The 15,638-nt window shown below is 56.1% G+C and carries 19 protein-coding genes; 6 read left to right on the top strand and 13 right to left on the bottom strand.

Annotation, left to right across the window (positions count from 1 at the left end):
- Positions 1-8: 8 nt before the first annotated feature.
- Both GOV87_RS13650 and GOV87_RS13645 read right to left on the bottom strand, forming a co-directional pair.
- Positions 9-1,217, bottom strand: a complete 1,209-nt coding sequence (locus GOV87_RS13650) for a COG4223 family protein (RefSeq protein WP_171212153.1) — start codon at positions 1,215-1,217, stop codon at positions 9-11.
- Between the two features lie 54 nt (positions 1,218-1,271).
- Positions 1,272-1,985, bottom strand: a complete 714-nt coding sequence (locus GOV87_RS13645; RefSeq protein ID WP_171123697.1) for a uroporphyrinogen-III synthase — start codon at positions 1,983-1,985, stop codon at positions 1,272-1,274.
- A 96-nt stretch (positions 1,986-2,081) separates the two neighbouring features.
- On the opposite strand from GOV87_RS13645, the gene tsaD reads away from it, so the two are divergent.
- Genes tsaD through GOV87_RS13625 form a run of 4 tightly spaced genes read left to right on the top strand, consistent with a single transcriptional unit; the run spans position 2,082 to position 4,831 of the window.
- Positions 2,082-3,179 carry a tRNA (adenosine(37)-N6)-threonylcarbamoyltransferase complex transferase subunit TsaD gene (gene tsaD / locus GOV87_RS13640; RefSeq protein WP_171212152.1) on the top strand — a complete coding sequence of 366 codons (1,098 nt, stop codon included), beginning with the start codon at positions 2,082-2,084 and terminating at the stop codon, positions 3,177-3,179.
- Entirely contained in the window at positions 3,176-4,138 is a 963-nt protein-coding gene (locus GOV87_RS13635; protein ID WP_171212151.1) for an NAD(P)H-dependent glycerol-3-phosphate dehydrogenase, read from the top strand. The genes tsaD and GOV87_RS13635 overlap by 4 nt, the downstream gene beginning before the upstream one ends.
- 1 nt (position 4,139) lies before the next feature.
- A complete protein-coding gene (locus tag GOV87_RS13630; RefSeq protein ID WP_171212150.1) occupies positions 4,140-4,409 on the top strand; it encodes a YciI family protein in 270 nt (89 codons plus the stop codon).
- The gene (locus GOV87_RS13625; protein WP_171212149.1) at positions 4,409-4,831 is read left to right on the top strand and encodes an EVE domain-containing protein; all 423 of its coding nucleotides are present in this window, start codon (positions 4,409-4,411) and stop codon (positions 4,829-4,831) included. The genes GOV87_RS13630 and GOV87_RS13625 overlap by 1 nt, the downstream gene beginning before the upstream one ends.
- Before the next feature lie 201 nt (positions 4,832-5,032).
- Here GOV87_RS13625 and GOV87_RS13620 read toward each other — a convergent pair whose 3' ends face one another.
- Entirely contained in the window at positions 5,033-5,374 is a 342-nt protein-coding gene (locus GOV87_RS13620; RefSeq protein WP_171123704.1) for a DUF2853 family protein, read from the bottom strand.
- Between the two features lie 177 nt (positions 5,375-5,551).
- Here GOV87_RS13620 and GOV87_RS13615 point away from each other — a divergent pair, with 177 nt between their 5' ends.
- Positions 5,552-6,199, top strand: a complete 648-nt coding sequence (locus GOV87_RS13615; RefSeq protein ID WP_171212148.1) for a DUF899 family protein — start codon at positions 5,552-5,554, stop codon at positions 6,197-6,199.
- A 62-nt stretch (positions 6,200-6,261) separates the two neighbouring features.
- On the opposite strand, the gene ahcY is transcribed toward GOV87_RS13615, so the two are convergent.
- Both ahcY and GOV87_RS13605 read right to left on the bottom strand, forming a co-directional pair.
- The gene (gene ahcY, locus GOV87_RS13610; RefSeq protein WP_171124645.1) at positions 6,262-7,650 is read right to left on the bottom strand and encodes an adenosylhomocysteinase; all 1,389 of its coding nucleotides are present in this window, start codon (positions 7,648-7,650) and stop codon (positions 6,262-6,264) included.
- Positions 7,651-7,751: 101 nt separating this feature from the next.
- Positions 7,752-8,072, bottom strand: coding sequence for a hypothetical protein (locus GOV87_RS13605; RefSeq protein WP_171123708.1), 321 nt, complete (start codon positions 8,070-8,072; stop codon positions 7,752-7,754).
- Positions 8,073-8,277: 205 nt separating this feature from the next.
- Here GOV87_RS13605 and GOV87_RS13600 point away from each other — a divergent pair, with 205 nt between their 5' ends.
- Positions 8,278-8,871 carry an HD domain-containing protein gene (locus GOV87_RS13600; protein ID WP_171124015.1) on the top strand — a complete coding sequence of 198 codons (594 nt, stop codon included), beginning with the start codon at positions 8,278-8,280 and terminating at the stop codon, positions 8,869-8,871.
- Here the strand turns inward: GOV87_RS13600 and GOV87_RS13595 are convergent.
- The 8 genes from GOV87_RS13595 to GOV87_RS13560 form a co-directional block, all read right to left on the bottom strand.
- A complete protein-coding gene (locus GOV87_RS13595) occupies positions 8,868-9,239 on the bottom strand; it encodes a VOC family protein (protein WP_171212147.1) in 372 nt (123 codons plus the stop codon). The two genes, GOV87_RS13600 and GOV87_RS13595, sit on opposite strands and share 4 nt — an antisense overlap.
- Before the next feature lie 87 nt (positions 9,240-9,326).
- On the bottom strand, positions 9,327-9,881 hold the full coding sequence (locus tag GOV87_RS13590) for an ActR/PrrA/RegA family redox response regulator transcription factor (protein ID WP_171123714.1): 555 nt from the start codon (positions 9,879-9,881) through the stop codon (positions 9,327-9,329).
- Between the two features lie 428 nt (positions 9,882-10,309).
- Positions 10,310-10,948 carry a TadE/TadG family type IV pilus assembly protein gene (locus GOV87_RS13585; RefSeq protein ID WP_171124020.1) on the bottom strand — a complete coding sequence of 213 codons (639 nt, stop codon included), beginning with the start codon at positions 10,946-10,948 and terminating at the stop codon, positions 10,310-10,312.
- 1 nt (position 10,949) lies between these two features.
- The gene (locus tag GOV87_RS13580) at positions 10,950-11,576 is read right to left on the bottom strand and encodes a TadE/TadG family type IV pilus assembly protein (protein WP_171212146.1); all 627 of its coding nucleotides are present in this window, start codon (positions 11,574-11,576) and stop codon (positions 10,950-10,952) included.
- Positions 11,577-11,597: 21 nt separating this feature from the next.
- Positions 11,598-13,259 carry a TadE/TadG family type IV pilus assembly protein gene (locus GOV87_RS13575; protein WP_171212145.1) on the bottom strand — a complete coding sequence of 554 codons (1,662 nt, stop codon included), beginning with the start codon at positions 13,257-13,259 and terminating at the stop codon, positions 11,598-11,600.
- A 407-nt stretch (positions 13,260-13,666) separates the two neighbouring features.
- Entirely contained in the window at positions 13,667-14,038 is a 372-nt protein-coding gene (locus GOV87_RS13570; protein ID WP_171124026.1) for a cupin domain-containing protein, read from the bottom strand.
- 95 nt (positions 14,039-14,133) lie between these two features.
- The gene (locus GOV87_RS13565; RefSeq protein ID WP_171123725.1) at positions 14,134-14,646 is read right to left on the bottom strand and encodes a toxin-activating lysine-acyltransferase; all 513 of its coding nucleotides are present in this window, start codon (positions 14,644-14,646) and stop codon (positions 14,134-14,136) included.
- Complete coding sequence (locus tag GOV87_RS13560; protein WP_171212144.1) at positions 14,643-15,611, bottom strand: Hint domain-containing protein; 969 nt, start codon at positions 15,609-15,611, stop codon at positions 14,643-14,645. Before GOV87_RS13560 ends, GOV87_RS13565 begins: the two co-directional genes overlap by 4 nt.
- Between the last annotated feature and the right edge of the window lie 27 nt (positions 15,612-15,638).

Below are 15,638 nucleotides of genomic sequence, written 5' to 3'. Positions count from 1 at the left end.
CAGGTCCTTCAGTTCGAGTTCGCGCCAGAGGATAGCGCATCTGCGGCGTCGACCGCGGCAACCCGCGTTTGTGCCGCCTGTTCCCAATCGGCCATCGCAGCTTTTGCCGCCTCTGGCAGGGACTTGAGTTCATTCAACGCGCCGGACACGTCACCGTCTGACAACGCGGCCTGCGCACGGGACAGAACTGCATCCGGGCCATCCCCATCCTGAGGCGTGACAGAACGCGCGCCTGTCTGGCGCTGCAGGAAGGCAACCAGTCCGACGCCTTTGTCAGCCTCTCGTGCGTCAGCAAGCGCCGCGCGCGCAGACGGTTCAAACGACTCGCGCAGCTCCGCAAGAGTTGCGACACCCTTATCCGCCGCGGCGCTCAAAGCCTCGGGCACGTCAACACCACCGGCCGAGAGTTCGGCAATCAGGTCCGGGTAAGGCTTGCCCGAGTCCAGCTCACCGCGCAGCTTTGAAAGAATCGCGGCATTTGTTGCGGCCATCGCCCCGGCCGAGGCTTTCGCCTCAAGCGCCTGCGCGTCTGCCACCATCTTTTCAACTTCTGCACGTTGGGCGGCCAGAGAATCCTGTAATTTCTTCAACTCTGCTTCAAACGCAGCCGTTGCTTCGGGTGACGCGCCCTGCGTCAAGGCCCCGCTTTCAATCTCACCCAACCGGGCGGTCAGCGGCTCAATCTTCTCGGCCAATCCCGCCAGACTGGACTTAACGGTATCCAGATCAGCGGTGATAGGGGCCAGTTGCCCAGTTAACGCATCGACTTTTGAGGCAAGTTCCGAGCCACCGGAAACCGACTTGGTCAGGGATTCAATCTGGCTGGCCTGTTCGGCTAGCTTGGCCTCCAACGCCGCGATCTGATCTGACCCGTCGGATGAGAACATGTTGCTGTCACCAACCGTAAACCCGATGGCTGCGGCCAATACGCCGCCCAGCAACGCGGGCAAAAACCCACCACGCTTCTTGGTGTTGCGCTCAGCAATTTTTTCCTTGAACCGTTCAAGCTTGGCTTCGGCTTCGGCTTCGGCTTCGGCTTCGGCTTCGGCTTCGGCTTCGGCTTCGGCTTCGGCTTCGGCTTCGGCTTCGGAAACCGGTTCTTCTACGAGCTTAACCTCGTCAACCGGTGTTTCCTCGGCCGTCGCAGCAGCATCGGCTACGTCGTCGACCTTGGGGTCATCCACCGGCTTTTGATCGGTTTTCTTACTACCAGCCAACGCAATATTCCCTTTATCGAATCCGAAATGACCTGAACTACGGACCCAACTAAGTTAATCTGTGGCCTCGTCGCCCTCAACCCGCAACGCATGTTTCACAAGCTTTTTAATGGCTTTCCGCATTTTCTTCGGAGTCGGTTCCTTGGCAATCTTCAGGCGTTCAGAGCCCAAGGAATAAAGGGGTTCGGCTGTCGCAGCGCTGATTGCAGCCAGCATCAAGGGTGCCGTTCCATGCCAGATGTCGGCAAAATGTCGCGCTGTTCGGGGTGAAAAAATAGGGGCAATTACGGGCTCTTTTTCGAACGCGGCGGCCTCGGCTTCGGATGTCAGCGGTAACAATCGCTGCTGATACACGGGCAGTTCGCGCACAGTCAGGCCGGATTCGGTCAGCCGTTCAGCGACACTTCCACGCGTGTGTTCTCCGCGCAGATGCAGAAGCGGGCTGTCGGGTCTGGCTTGCAGCAGGGCGGCAACCAGTTCTTCGGCAGTCTGGCCCACCATCTGCGCCTGCCATCCTGCACCTTTGGCCGTTCCAGTGGTTGCAGGGCCAACACAATAAGCAGGCAGAGCGCGATCCACGCCCATAGACGCCGCGGCATTAACCGCATTGGCCGACGTAAATATCAGACCGCGCACATCCGTGTCGTTTACCTGAACCGGCAAGGGCTTGATTTCGAGGATCGGGGAATAGATGACCTGAACCCGTGACCTGACCCGGGTTGGCAATTGCGCAACGAACCTTTCCGAGGCGGCGCGAGGGCGGGTCATCAACAAATACAACGGCGGTGCCCCTGGCCTTGGGATTGTTTGCATCCGCGCAGGGTGATACCCCGCTTTGCAATCAAGGTGTAACGGATCAGGCCAATGGTGCAAACACTTACTGTCCTCGGGCTGGAAAGCAGTTGTGACGACACAGCCGCCGCAGTCGTGCGCCAACGTGATGGCGCCGGGGCCGAGGTGCTGTCATCGGTTGTTTTTGGCCAGACGGATCTGCACAGCGCCTTTGGCGGCGTCGTCCCCGAGATCGCCGCCCGCGCCCATGCCGAAAAACTGGATACCTGCGTGTTGCAGGCGCTCGAATCCGCTGGGATGACCCTGGATGACGTCGACGCCGTTGCCGTTACCGCAGGTCCGGGTCTGATCGGCGGGGTCATGTCCGGTGTCATGTGCGCCAAGGGCATCAGCGCTGCAACCGGCCTGCCCCTGATCGGAGTGAACCATCTGGCCGGTCACGCGCTGACCCCTCGGATGACAGACGGGATCGCGTTTCCGTACTTGATGCTGCTCGTGTCGGGTGGGCATTGTCAGTATCTGATCGCCCATGGTCCGGAAAAGTTCACGCGGCTGGGCGGTACGATTGACGATGCACCCGGCGAAGCGTTCGACAAAACCGCGCGGCTTTTGGGTCTGCCGCAGCCCGGCGGCCCTTCGGTCGAAGCCGAAGCGCGCAAAGGTGACCCGAAACGGTTCCGTTTTCCCCGGCCCTTGCTGGATCGGCCCGACTGCGACCTGTCTTTCTCTGGATTGAAGACGGCCCTTATGCGAATGCGCGACCAGATCGCCGCGGAAAAAGGTGGGCTCACCCGTCAGGATCGGGCGGACCTGTGCGCCGGGTTTCAACAGGCGATCGTGGATACTCTGGCTGAAAAAACACGACGGGCCATCGACCTTTATCTGCAACAAAGCCCGCCTGACCCCGTTATCGCCGTCGCGGGTGGGGTCGCGGCCAATTCTGCAATTCGATCCGCGTTAGAGACTGTTTCTACTGAGCTCGGAGCCCGCTTTACCGCACCTCCGCTGCGTTTTTGTACCGACAATGCCGCAATGATAGCCTACGCCGGGATCGAGCGGTTTCGCACCGGTGCCCGCGACGGGCTGGACCTGACCGCACGTCCGCGCTGGCCTCTGGACCAAACCAGCCCTGCCATGCTGGGCAGTGGTAAGAAAGGTGCCAAGGCATGAGTATCTCTGTTCTGGGTTCCGGTGCCTTTGGGACAGCGTTGGCGATTTCGTTAGCCGGGAATGGGCCAATCACACTTTGGGCACGCGACGTGGATCAAGCGCGTTCGATGCAAAGAGACCGCGAAAACACGGCGCGGTTGCCCAACGTGTCCTTGCCCAGCGCGATCACCGTTACCTCTGACATCGCAGAGGCAGCAACGAACGAGATTCTGCTGGTTTCCGTGCCCATGCAGAAACTACGCGGGGCCCTGTTGGATCACGCCTCTTCTTTTGTGGGCAAGACTTTGGTGGCCTGTTGTAAAGGCATTGAATTATCAACTGGGCTTGGGCCGATCTCGGTCATTCAGCAGGTCATACCAGATGCGCGCCCGGCCCTGTTGACCGGACCGAGTTTCGCCGACGATATCGCGCGGGGGCTGCCGACCGCCCTGACACTGGCCTGTGCCGACCAGAACCTCAGCCAAGAACTGCAGCACGCCCTGACAACGCCCAACCTGCGCCTGTATCGCACAACAGACGTCACCGGAGCCGAACTGGGCGGAGCGTTAAAAAATGTGATAGCCATCGGATGCGGGGCCACCATCGGTGCGGGACTGGGTGACAGCGCCCGTGCCGCCCTTTTGACGCGGGGCTTTGCTGAAATGCAGCGATTTGCGCTTATGCGAGGCGCGCAGGTCGACACGCTGATGGGGCTGTCTGGTTTGGGTGATCTGGTCCTGACCTGCTCGTCCGAATTGTCCAGAAATTACCGTTTTGGCCTGTCTTTGGGTCGAAATCTGCCTTTCGACACTGCGACCACAGTCGAAGGCGTCGCCACCGCGCGTGCGATGTCCGACATCGCGAAACAAGAAGGGCTGGATATGCCCATAAGCGCAACAGTGGCAGACCTGAGCCGTGGTGCATACAGTGTGCCCGAGGCCATTCAATCCCTGCTAAACCGACCCCTGAAGGAGGAATAACATGCTCATTGCCCTTATCGCCCGCGACAAGGACGGCGCCCTACAAACCCGTTTGGGCAACCGCGCCGCGCATCTCGGCTATATCGAGGAAACCGGCGTTGTCGCACAGGCTGGGCCCTTGCTGGACGGTGACGCGATGATCGGTTCATTGATCATTCTCGAGGTCGAGGACATGGCCGCCGCACAGGCCTGGGCCGACAATGACCCATATGCCAAGGCCGGTCTGTTCCAGTCGGTTGACCTGATCGCGTGGAAAAAGGTCGTGGGCTGATGGCGTATTGGCTGTTCAAATCCGAACCCTCGACCTGGAGTTGGGACCAGCAGGTCGCCAAAGGGGACGCAGGTGAAGAATGGGACGGCGTGCGCAACTATCAGGCGCGAAACTTCATGCGCCAAATGGCGGTTGGCGACAGAGGGTTCTTCTACCACTCGCAAAAAGACAAGGCGATCGTTGGCATCGTCGAAGTCTGCGCCGAGGCCCATCCCGACAGCACCACGGATGATGACCGCTGGGAATGTGTGGACATCAAGGCGGTGCGTCCATTCACGGCGCAGGTGACCTTAGACGACATCAAAGCGGATGAGCGTCTGGGCGATATGGTTTTGGTCAAGAACTCGCGACTGTCCGTTCAACCGGTCACCGAGGCAGAATGGCAAGTGATCTGCGATCTGGGTCAGACGAAGGCGGAATAATTTAAGGGAAGGCTCTGACGGATGCAGAACCTTCCCTACCCCGCGTGCTCCCTACTCACCACACGCGTATGGAAATGTCTGGTTCTGACCGTCCTGGTCACACCCTGACATTAGCCGAAGGTTTGGGCGCAGTTCAAACCTCAAGTATCTAAAATTTAAGTCGCCCTTTTAGTACGGCGGGCGCGACCGTGGCGCGGACGCTTACCCGTAAACCGACTCTTTCCCGAAATGCTTGGTCAGCATGTAATAGACGACTGCGCGATATTTATTGCGCTCGGACTGGCCATAGGTGTCCAGGGCCTTGTTGATCGCGTCCATCAGTTCCGGACCATCGGACAAACCCAGTTTCTTGATCAAAAAGTTGTTCTTGACCGTTTCAAGCTCACCTTCCTGAGTGGCCGCAACCGTTGACGCATCAGCGTCATAGATCGCCGGTCCACAACCGATGGTGACTTTGGTCAGCAAATCCATATCCGCGTCCATGCCGCATTTGGATTTCAGGTCCTCTGCATACTTGGTAATCAGCTCATCGCGCTTTCCCATAGTCATCTCCTGATTTGGGTAGATTTCAAATTCCCCATCACCCCAATCACGGTAACGGGCAGACGGAATTGAACAAAGGGAAAAATCACCGGCTTTTCCCGCAAAGAAAACCCGACCTTGATTTCAAATCATCCATTATTTAACATATAAGTTAAATTATTGAATCAGGAGGGTGCCATGACCGTTTCCTTGCCCAACGAAAGCCCCGCGTATCGCGAGGCGCGAAACCGCCTGCTGGCCGCCGAAGTAGAATTGCGCGCCAAGATAGAAGATGTCGCCAATCTGCGCCGCAAACTTCCATCGGGTGGCCAGATTCCGCAGGATTACGCGTTCCGAAACCTTCAGGGCGATGATGCGCCTTTGTCCTCGCTCTTTGGTTCACATGATACGCTTGCGATTTATTCGTTGATGTACGGCCCAAATGCAGAGTTACCCTGCCCGATGTGCTCGGCCTTTCTGGACGGGCTGAACGGGCAGATTGCGCACCTTTCAAAGAAGATCAGTTTTGCCGTGGTTGCCCAGAATACACCGGAAAAGCTAACAGCCCTACAAGCAAAGATCGGTTGGCATGAACTGCCGCTATTGTCCGCGCTGGGCACCGAGTACCAGCGCGACTATCTGGCCGAAGCCGAAGACGGAAGCCAATTGCCAATCCTGAACGTCTTTCGACGTACACAGGACGGAATCTGCCATTTCTGGAGTTCTGAGCTTTTCTTCCAGCCCAGCGACTGGCACCCACGGCACATTGATGCCGCGTGGCCGCTTTGGAATATTCTGGACCTGACGCCCGAAGGTCGCGGCGATTTCTTTCCGTCCTTGCGCTGAATATCAGGCACAAAAAAACGGCGACCTGACGGGCCGCCGTTTCAATTCCGTTATCGCCGAAATCAATAGCGATAATGTTCCGGCTTGTACGGGCCTTCTGGTTTTACACCGATATAGGCGGCTTGCTCGCTGTCCATCTGGGTCAGCTTCACGCCGATACGGTCCAGATGCAGGCGGGCGACTTTTTCGTCCAGATGCTTGGGCAGGATATAGACTTTATTCTCGTACTCATCACCCTTGGTGAACAGCTCGATCTGGGCCAGCACCTGATTGGTGAAGGATGCCGACATCACGAACGAAGGGTGACCGGTGGCGTTGCCGAGGTTCAGCAGACGGCCTTCGGACAGCAGGATCAGACGGTTGCCCGAGGGCATCTCGATCATGTCCACCTGTTCCTTGATGTTGGTCCATTTGTGGTTCTTCAGGTTGGCCACCTGGATTTCGTTGTCGAAGTGACCAATGTTGCCGACGATGGCCATGTCCTTCATCTCGCGCATATGCTCGATGCGGATCACATCCTTGTTGCCGGTTGTGGTGATGAAGATATCCGCGCTGGCGACTTCGTCTTCCAGCAGGGTGACTTCGAACCCGTCCATCGCAGCCTGCAGTGCGCAGATCGGGTCAACTTCAGTGACTTTCACACGGGCACCTGCACCACGCAGCGAAGCGGCCGAGCCTTTGCCCACGTCGCCATAACCGCAGACCACGGCAACCTTACCGGCCATCATCGTGTCGGTGGCGCGGCGGATACCGTCGACCAGCGATTCCTTACAGCCATATTTGTTGTCAAACTTCGACTTTGTAACGCTGTCGTTCACGTTGATCGCCGGGAACGGCAGGTGGCCATCTTTGACCAGTTGATACAGACGGTTCACGCCGGTGGTGGTTTCCTCGGACACGCCTTGAATCTGATCGCGCATTTTGGTGAACCAACCAGGGCTGGCGGCCATACGCTTGGCGATCTGTTTCTTGATCACCTCTTCCTCTTCCGAACCCGGAACAGGGATGATGTCTTCGCCGGCCTCAGCGCGTGCGCCCAACAGGATGTACAGCGTTGCGTCGCCGCCATCGTCAAGGATCATGTTGGGGCCTTGGTCGAACAAGAAGGACTTGTCCAGATAATCCCAATGCTCCTCCAGCGTCTGACCCTTGATGGCGAAAACGGGGATACCCGCCTCGGCAATCGCGGCAGCGGCGTGGTCCTGGGTTGAAAAGATGTTGCACGACGCCCAGCGTACATCTGCGCCCAGCGCCACCAGTGTTTCAATCAGAACAGCGGTTTGGATGGTCATGTGCAGCGAGCCAACGATACGCGCACCGGACAGAGGTTTGCTGTCACCGTATTCCGCGCGCAGAGCCATCAGACCCGGCATCTCGGTTTCGGCAATATCCAGCTCTTTGCGGCCGAACCCGGCCAATGAAATGTCTTTGACGATATAGTCCCCGGCCATCAGGTACTCCATTCCGGTAAATCTTGGTCCGGGTTGCCCCTAACATCCCTTTGGGGACGTGGCAACGCAGATGGCCGGAAACGGGATTGTTAACGCCTAAATCAGCTTGGCGTGCCGTCTACCTTGATCTTGGGAATGGCTTCGAAAAAGTCGGTGCCAACAGAGACGATGCAACTGATGCCATTTGCATGCGTCACCAGAACGGTAAAGCTTCCCGTTTCCTCGGAGGTCCAGACCTCCATCACCGATTGCGAGCCGCGCGATTTCTGCAATCCGCCAAAGGCCAGCTGTTCCGAGTAGCTGTCCTGAAGCTTGGCGATCACGTGTTCACGCTGTGCGCACGTACTTTTCTGGGCAAAAGCCGGAGGGGCGGTGGCGGCCATTCCAAAGGCCAGTGCAATTCCAAACAAACGCTTGAACATAGCAAGCTCCTTTCGATACGTGTTACGATCGAGAGGGGCACACCGGGAGGAGCATGCGCCCCCCTCGGTACTAGATGTCGGTATCACCGCGCACTTGTTCAAAGCACGATCGCTCAAGAAAAAGTTGGCAGCTGGTGATCTTGACAGGTAAACCATACCACAAAACTGCTGCGCAATCGCCGCTGTTGAAATCGGGCATGGTATAATGGCAACACAACCCAGAGCGTGGCAGAGAATGCTATCCGGCCGCAGGCTGGACCTGCTGGATCCGACGCCCGTTGACATTGAAATCGAAGATATCGCGCACGGTCTGGCGTTTGTGGCACGCTGGAATGGTCAAACCGCAGGGGATTTTGCCTATTCGGTTGCCGAACATTCCCTACTGGTCGAGGCGCTTTTTCGCCGGATCGCCCCCAAAGCACCCATTAAATGGCAGCTTGCCGCTTTGTTACATGATGCGCCTGAATATGTGATTGGGGACATGATTTCACCGGTCAAATCCGCGGTCGGCCCGGATTACGGCGCGCTGGATGACAGGCTGGCGGCGGCGATCCACATCCGGTTCGGACTGCCCGCCGCTGTGCCCAAAACGATCAAGCGACAGATCAAAAAGGCCGACAAGATCAGCGCCTGGATGGAGGCCACGCAGATCGCCGGGTTTTCTGAGGCAGAGGCGACCAAGTTCTTTGGCCGCCCGGATAAGACCGTAATGGAGGGGCTGGAGATCGTCTTACGCCCGCCGGTAGAGGTGCGACAGGCGTACACGGAACGGCACGCAGCCCTGTTACGTCAGCTTTAGCCGAAAACGAAGAAGCACAGCTTGTTGCCATCCGGGTCACGGACATACGACCCGTAGAAACGGTCAGGCACACGCTGACCGGGCTCGCCTTCGTCGGTTGCACCAATGCTGATAGCCTTGTCATACAACGCCTTGCTTTCCTCTTTGGACTGAGCGGCAAAAGCGACCATGCTGCCGTTACCAACCGAACACTCGCCCCCGTCATAGGGCTCGCAAACAGCCAGCATAGGTTCACCGGGCTTGCTGCCGATAAAGGCGATACGTCCCGCGTCGATAATCACCTTCGCGTCACGATCCGAGAAAAGGTCGGTATAGAATTTCTTTGCGCGCTCCATATCCGACACGCCGATGGTCACGTAACCGATCATTTGTAAGGTCCCTGTCTAGCAACTGATGTCCCAAAGCGAAAACTTTGCCAAAGGGACGAAAGATAACAAGTCAAGAAACTGTGACCACTACCGCGGGCTGCGTTTTGCTAGAATCCGCTGCAACGTCCGGCGGTGCATGTTGAGGCGACGGGCAGTTTCGCTGACATTGCGGTCACACAGCTCATAAACCCGCTGAATATGCTCCCACCGCACGCGATCCGCACTCATGGGGTTTTCGGGGGGCGGAGGCAGTTCGTCGTCTTTTGTCAGCAGAGCGTTGGTGATGTCAGTGGCGTCGGCGGGTTTCGACAGGTAGTCGGTCGCGCCAATTTTGACGGCAGCAACAGCCGTGGCGATGGCGCCGTAACCGGTCAGAACCACAACGCGGCTGTCGGGGCGCTTCTCACGCAGCACTTCGACCACGTCCAGCCCATTGCCATCCTCAAGCCGCAAATCCACAACCGCATAGGCCGGTGGACGGGCGGTAGAAATTGCGCGGCCTGCCGCGACCGAGCCTGCGGTCTCAACCTCGAAACCGCGCTTTTCCATCGCCTTGGCGAGACGTCTCAGAAATGGCTCGTCATCATCCACCAGAAGCAGGGATTTATCCGGGCCGATATCCAGGTTAGAGCTGTCCGCCATATTCCGTTCTTTCCGCTATTTCACGCCTTTGGCTAGTTTATGAGTAATAGCAGCGCCATGAGAAAGGTCAAACAGGCCTTGAGTAGTAGAGTCTCGCGGGTCTTCGACGAACAACTCGGAAAGTCATCCGCCCCTGATCACAGGCCGGTTGCGCCCCGGCCCACTCGCATGCTCAAGTCTTTTCGCAGACACTTGGAAGGCAAGGCCAATACCTGCCACGCCGTGAACCACAAGGCGAATAAACAACCGTATTTTCTAGTTTTTAACCATGACGCCAGCGGGAGCGTTCTACTGTTTCACACATGTTTTCGAGTTTGACAGCAGAGTATCTGACCCGTTCGCCAGTCGTTTAACCAGCGCCAAAATACCCCGGAACAATGCGGTGATCCCGCCGGTAAAGTCGTGCTCAGTTTATCTTATGTTGCTCTTTAGTTGTTAAAGCAGTCTCTGACGATTGTGTTACCATCTGTATCCACAGCGCCGGTATCAAACTTGATCTGTCCGGCAATTCGTGGACGGGTAAACGCGACGGTCTGGTAGGTTTGGGGCGACATAATGAAGTCGCCGAACAAGGGCGTATAATCCAAAAACGCCTCGGTCATAAGTAGCGTGTCACCTTCGGAAAAGAGTGGCGTTCGCGCCTCGTAGCTCGCGATCTGATCATTGGTCAGCGCTGACAATCCCGAAGAAGGATGCGACCAACAGAACTCGAGCACGCGCTGGGCCTCATCTTGGCAATCCGCTGTGCATTCAATCGTAGAAATCCGCAGCTCGCTGGGATGCTGAGGCCCTACGATATATCGGAAAACGCTGTTCAGACCATTAAAGTAATCCGCGTCAATAAAGGTATCTTCGCGGCTGATCATGTCCGATACTGTATAGGTCGCCTTAGACCGCAAATAGGACATGCGAACCGCATCCTGCACCACCAACGCACCCGTCGTCAGCAGGATCAGAATGGGCAAGGCAAACCCCATTTCGACAAGGGCCGCACCGCTTGTGTCGCGTACAAAACGGCCTATTGCGCGCCGCAACCTGAACTTAAACTCGTTATACAAAACAAACATATCAAAAAGGCTCGTTCACAAAGGCTGACCGTGAGATAAGAGCGAAATTGCCCAAGTCATCGTAGCGCCGAAGCGATGCCAGCATCGGCATAGGTGGGAAAAGTGACCTTTGGACAAGGCACGCGCGGGCGATCATCAACTGATTTTCGGTCCCTTCCGTGAAGTCGATCGGCGGCTCATATCCATCCGGGGGCGATGTATTCAGGCAATTCGCGCGGCCATTAAGGTTGAATTCCCAATCCGACTTCTCGACCTGACGCACCTCCAGCAGCAGATTTTCGTCGCAATCCCACAAGGACACTTGCGCCAGAGATTTGGCGCAAATGGCGGTCTTTACCTTTTCGTGCGTCGGATCAGAGATCAGCCCCAGCCGCAGCTCGCGGAAGGTTTCGTCCGTCGAGCGATCCAATGCAACTTGGCGCACGATCAAGTAACTGAATTCGAGCGTTATGAACAGAAACAGCAGAAGCAGCGGCAGACAAACAGAGAATTCAACCAGTGTCGTACCGTCTTCGTCCCGCCACCAGCGTCGCGATCGCCGGGCGATACCGGAAAAGGCTCCGTCGCGCTGTGCCGATGTCCCATCGGGCGTTTTGGTTGCATAGGCTATCGTCTGGTATCGCGTCATCAGATCAATCCCCCTGCCGAATTACTGCGTAAGCCGTAGTTTGTTGATCTGACGCGCAATGGACGCAAAGGCATCATCAATGTCCAACCCATCGACATCGTAAAAATGCGAGGGCGAGGACGCGCAGTCAGCCAAAGTTGCATCGCCCTGACCATAGGTATCCATTCCGATCGTAAAGACGATCACGTCATTGTCCTTGGCGGCTTGGCAGATGGCAGAGGTACGGTTGTTTTTCCACGTACCCGTCCGGGTCCGCACGATCCGATTATAGTGACCATTCGCGCTTCGGCTGGTGTCTGCCTCGGACAGGATGCTGTCCACGAACCTGTCCACCGGCATATCGGCCCAAACCTCAGGCCAAGTCATCTGTACCGCGCCGCTACCGGGTGTGAAGCTCCAAAAATCGCCCGAAACCCGATAGAAATCCCGACCTGTTCCGGGGCGGTTCCGGTAATAGCTATAGTTGTTCGTGCCCGGCAAACGGAACAGCGGCGAGTTACCCTCGTGATAGGGCGGTCTGATATCGAAGTTAAGAGTGTTTGCACCATCAGACATCACGATCAGGTACTTAATAGCGTCGGGATTATCGAAATCATAAGGCATCCCGCGCCCTGCAGGGCCAGACAGGTGTTCATAGCCTGTCATTCCCGACAAGGACGACAAGACCGGACGCATGGTTGGGTCCAGCATTGCAGCGCCCCACTTCGCTGCCATCTCGATGGATGTGTAGCCATAAGGCTGCATCGCCCGGATACGGGTTTTCAGAACATCCGGATCTTCCGACCACGCAACGATGTCGCGTCGTGCTGAATCCGTTGGGCAAACCGTGTTGTATGTACTCAGGTTCCATCCCGTGCTGGAGGGATCGTGATGCGCCGTTCGGTTCAGCAACGTATTCGTCGGAACGGCCGTGGTGGTATAGTCTGCGGTGGAGTTGAACGTCACGCAATGCGATGTCGAATGTTCAGCCGACACCGTGAAGTTGTTCAGCAAATCCTCACCCACAGAGACTTGTGTGGCAAAAGGGACAAGTGAAATCGTCGTCGTGCCCGGCTGCCCAGGTTTCGGTTGCACCGCATCGACGAAAGCTTCGGCTGCAGGAATAAGCAGGTCCATGCGCGACGGGTTGGCGGCAGGTCCGCTGGTCGATCCAGGTGCCCAGGACATCGAACCCGAATTGTCCAGTGCAACTGCGATTTCTAGATCACGGCGGGACTCGGTCGCGGCACCAACAACCGGTACATCCCAACCGTTGCGCCCAGCCAACCTTGTCAGCAAAGCTGGAACAAAGGCATCCGATTCAACCGCCACCGTTCTTTCGGTGGCGGTGTTTACAACAGTGACGTTCCGAAGATTATCGCCTAGTCCCGCTTTCGCAAAAAAGTCGTTTACCACATCTTCAGGTTCCAGAACCTGTTCAAGGTCCGCCGACGCAAGACTGGCTGAATCCGATGTGTTCTGAAGCTTGACCCTAATGTCTTCCGTCAGCGCAAGCTCCATGGCAAGCCCGATGAACACCATCATGGGGACAAGGAAGATCGCCAGCAGGATAAGAACCGCGCCTTCAGACTCTTGGCGAAACCGCGAAAACAAATCGCGGGCGCTGTTTTTGTCCAGATAGTTTTCTTTTGATTTTGACTCGGAAATTGAGTCCTCGGGAAGCTGAATATACGTCTTAACCATTTTCAACACTCACAAACTCTGGGCGCATTCACACGATTTGGTGAAGCCAGAACACTGAAAAATCTTTCGATTCGTTACTGCAAAGTTAACCGAAAATGAACCAAAAATGAACGGAGCAAGACAGATTATGAACACAATTTTGCCATTAAGTCAAAATTCTGCACAGGATGAGAAGGTCCACCCAAATGGATTGCGCATTCTCGGTCCTGAAAAAGTTCTATATTTTTCAGATTGTTAAAATGTGAAAACTGCGAAAGCGCAAACTAGAAAGCCCATCTAGATCCTGATTGGGCCGAAAGGAGTTCAGTCCGGAATCAGACAGCTTTACTAGCGTTCAAACTCAATCCGATAGGCCCGATATCACCTTACTGTTGCCGGATTCGGCCTCTTGGCAGATGCCTGAATTGTTAATAGCCGTCCCGCTTTTGTCCGAAGAAAACTTTGGTGACCTCTTCGGTGACGTTCCATTCCACGCGACTGCCATCGCGGATGAAAAGGCTATCTCCTGTGCACAGGGTGCTGACCTCACCCGTAGTCTTGTCCGTCAACTGGCATTTGCCCGACAAAATGGTCATCAATTCATCACCTTGTTCGGTGCACTCAAATACGCCGGGCGTACAACGCCAAATACCGGCCCGCATCGTATGGCCTGACCCACCAGCATCCATGCGCCCGAAAACAGTGGGTGATCCCGACTTGATGACATAGTCGCTTTCGGGGTTGTCAAAAGGCCAGTGCTCAAGCGACCCCACATCTTCATCTGGTTTGTATTCAATCATACTAATTTCCGGTTTCAGAGTGTGTCTTTCCTGGCGACAGGGGCCTTCGTTATTTGTTTAGGTTCGGCGTTGTTAACCATTCCCATTCCGCAAAGTCAGACGAAGTCCTTTTCCGTCAGAATACGCTGCTTGCGACCCCGACGGCCAAAGTCGATGTCCACAATCTTGCGGTTCCTGTCTTCGGTCTGATGTCGACAGAAACGAAACCCTTCATCGCTGACATTTCCCGGAATCATGGCCCAGTTCCATATGCTTGGCATAAGTTTGCGATATGGGGCAATCAGATCAATCACCCACATCCGCCCGCCTTCGGCTTTCCAATCCTCCGGCATCAGCGGTTCGCCCCGAATGTGTTTCTTTTCCGCGTCTTCCGACAGAAAGGCCCAGGTGAAGATCGCGCGGGGAACCTCATCGAACCGGAATATCCTGTACTGGCCCAGTACAAGCGGCGGTTCAAACGCCAGTCGCAGGTTCGCAACAGTCATCCGATTGTGATAGCTGCTGCGAAAGGCCAGAAACATTGCGTCGCCATAAGCGCGCAAAAGTTTCGGGTCGGGCGCTTCTTCACGCGGAAGAGGTTTGCCAGAGGCATCGAGGATCTGTTTCATGCCACTTTCGAAGATTTACTGAGCAAGGCCGCTTCCCACGGCTTGAGGCCGGGCAACGCTGAGGGGCCAAATTCATTGGCGTTGGACTTAAGGCCGGGAAAAATCTCGTACAGCTCATTGGCGGCATCCCGATCAATTCCGTCCAAGCTGGTCGGGCCGGGGTGGAAGCTTTCGGTTGCAAGCCCGTTGGTTACGATGACTTCGTGTTGATCGAACGCCAAATGGAAGTATTCGACCTCAGCAACCGAACGATCGACAGTTATCGTTGAATCATTCAGCAAGCCTTTAGCGGGGGCCAGAACTGCCGGATGGCCGAACAGCATCTCTGCCAAGGGGTCCTGAACCTGAATTCGGTGCTGAGGAGAAACCAAAAGATCGCCATTAGGCACATCGTGACCGAAGGCGTTGCCCCTTATCCTTACTGGAAACAGGCTATCGTTTCGATCCAACTCTGCCGCGTCAATGCAGCGGCTACCAATCCAACGAACTTGTTCCGTCCGGCCATCCGCCGTCAGAACGTCGTCCCCGATCAGCAAATCCTCAACCGGGCGCTCGCCAGCCGGAGTCGCAATCAGCGTGCCTCGGGACACGCAGATGAGCAGGTTGATGACAACGGTGTCTGTATCGCTGGCTCCGGAAGCATCACTGCCTGTAACCGTGAAGCTGACAACCTGATCAGACCCGGATGCAATTACTGCAGCCCGGTCGATTATGAAGGTGAATTCACCGGTTGTGGAATTCGTAACAAATGTACCGTAGGGGGTTACAGGTAAATTGAAGACATAACCGTCTTGCGCTTCACTCCCGCCAACCCCATCCAAATTGTTGTCCAGATCAAAGTCGCCAGTGACCGTTGTTACAGAAGGGTCGCTTAAGTCCGCTGAGGTTGTCCAGATATCCAGATTAGCAGTGCCGCTACCGGTGAACCCCGTCACCTCGCTGATATTATAAAATATAAAACCCATATCACTACATTTCCCGATCGGCCGTCA

The sequence above is a fragment of the Ruegeria sp. HKCCA5426 genome (assembly GCF_013034585.1).
GTDB lineage: Bacteria > Pseudomonadota > Alphaproteobacteria > Rhodobacterales > Rhodobacteraceae > Ruegeria.
The sequence above is the reverse complement of the archived record's forward strand: the minus strand, read 5'-3'. Positions and strand labels throughout refer to the sequence as shown.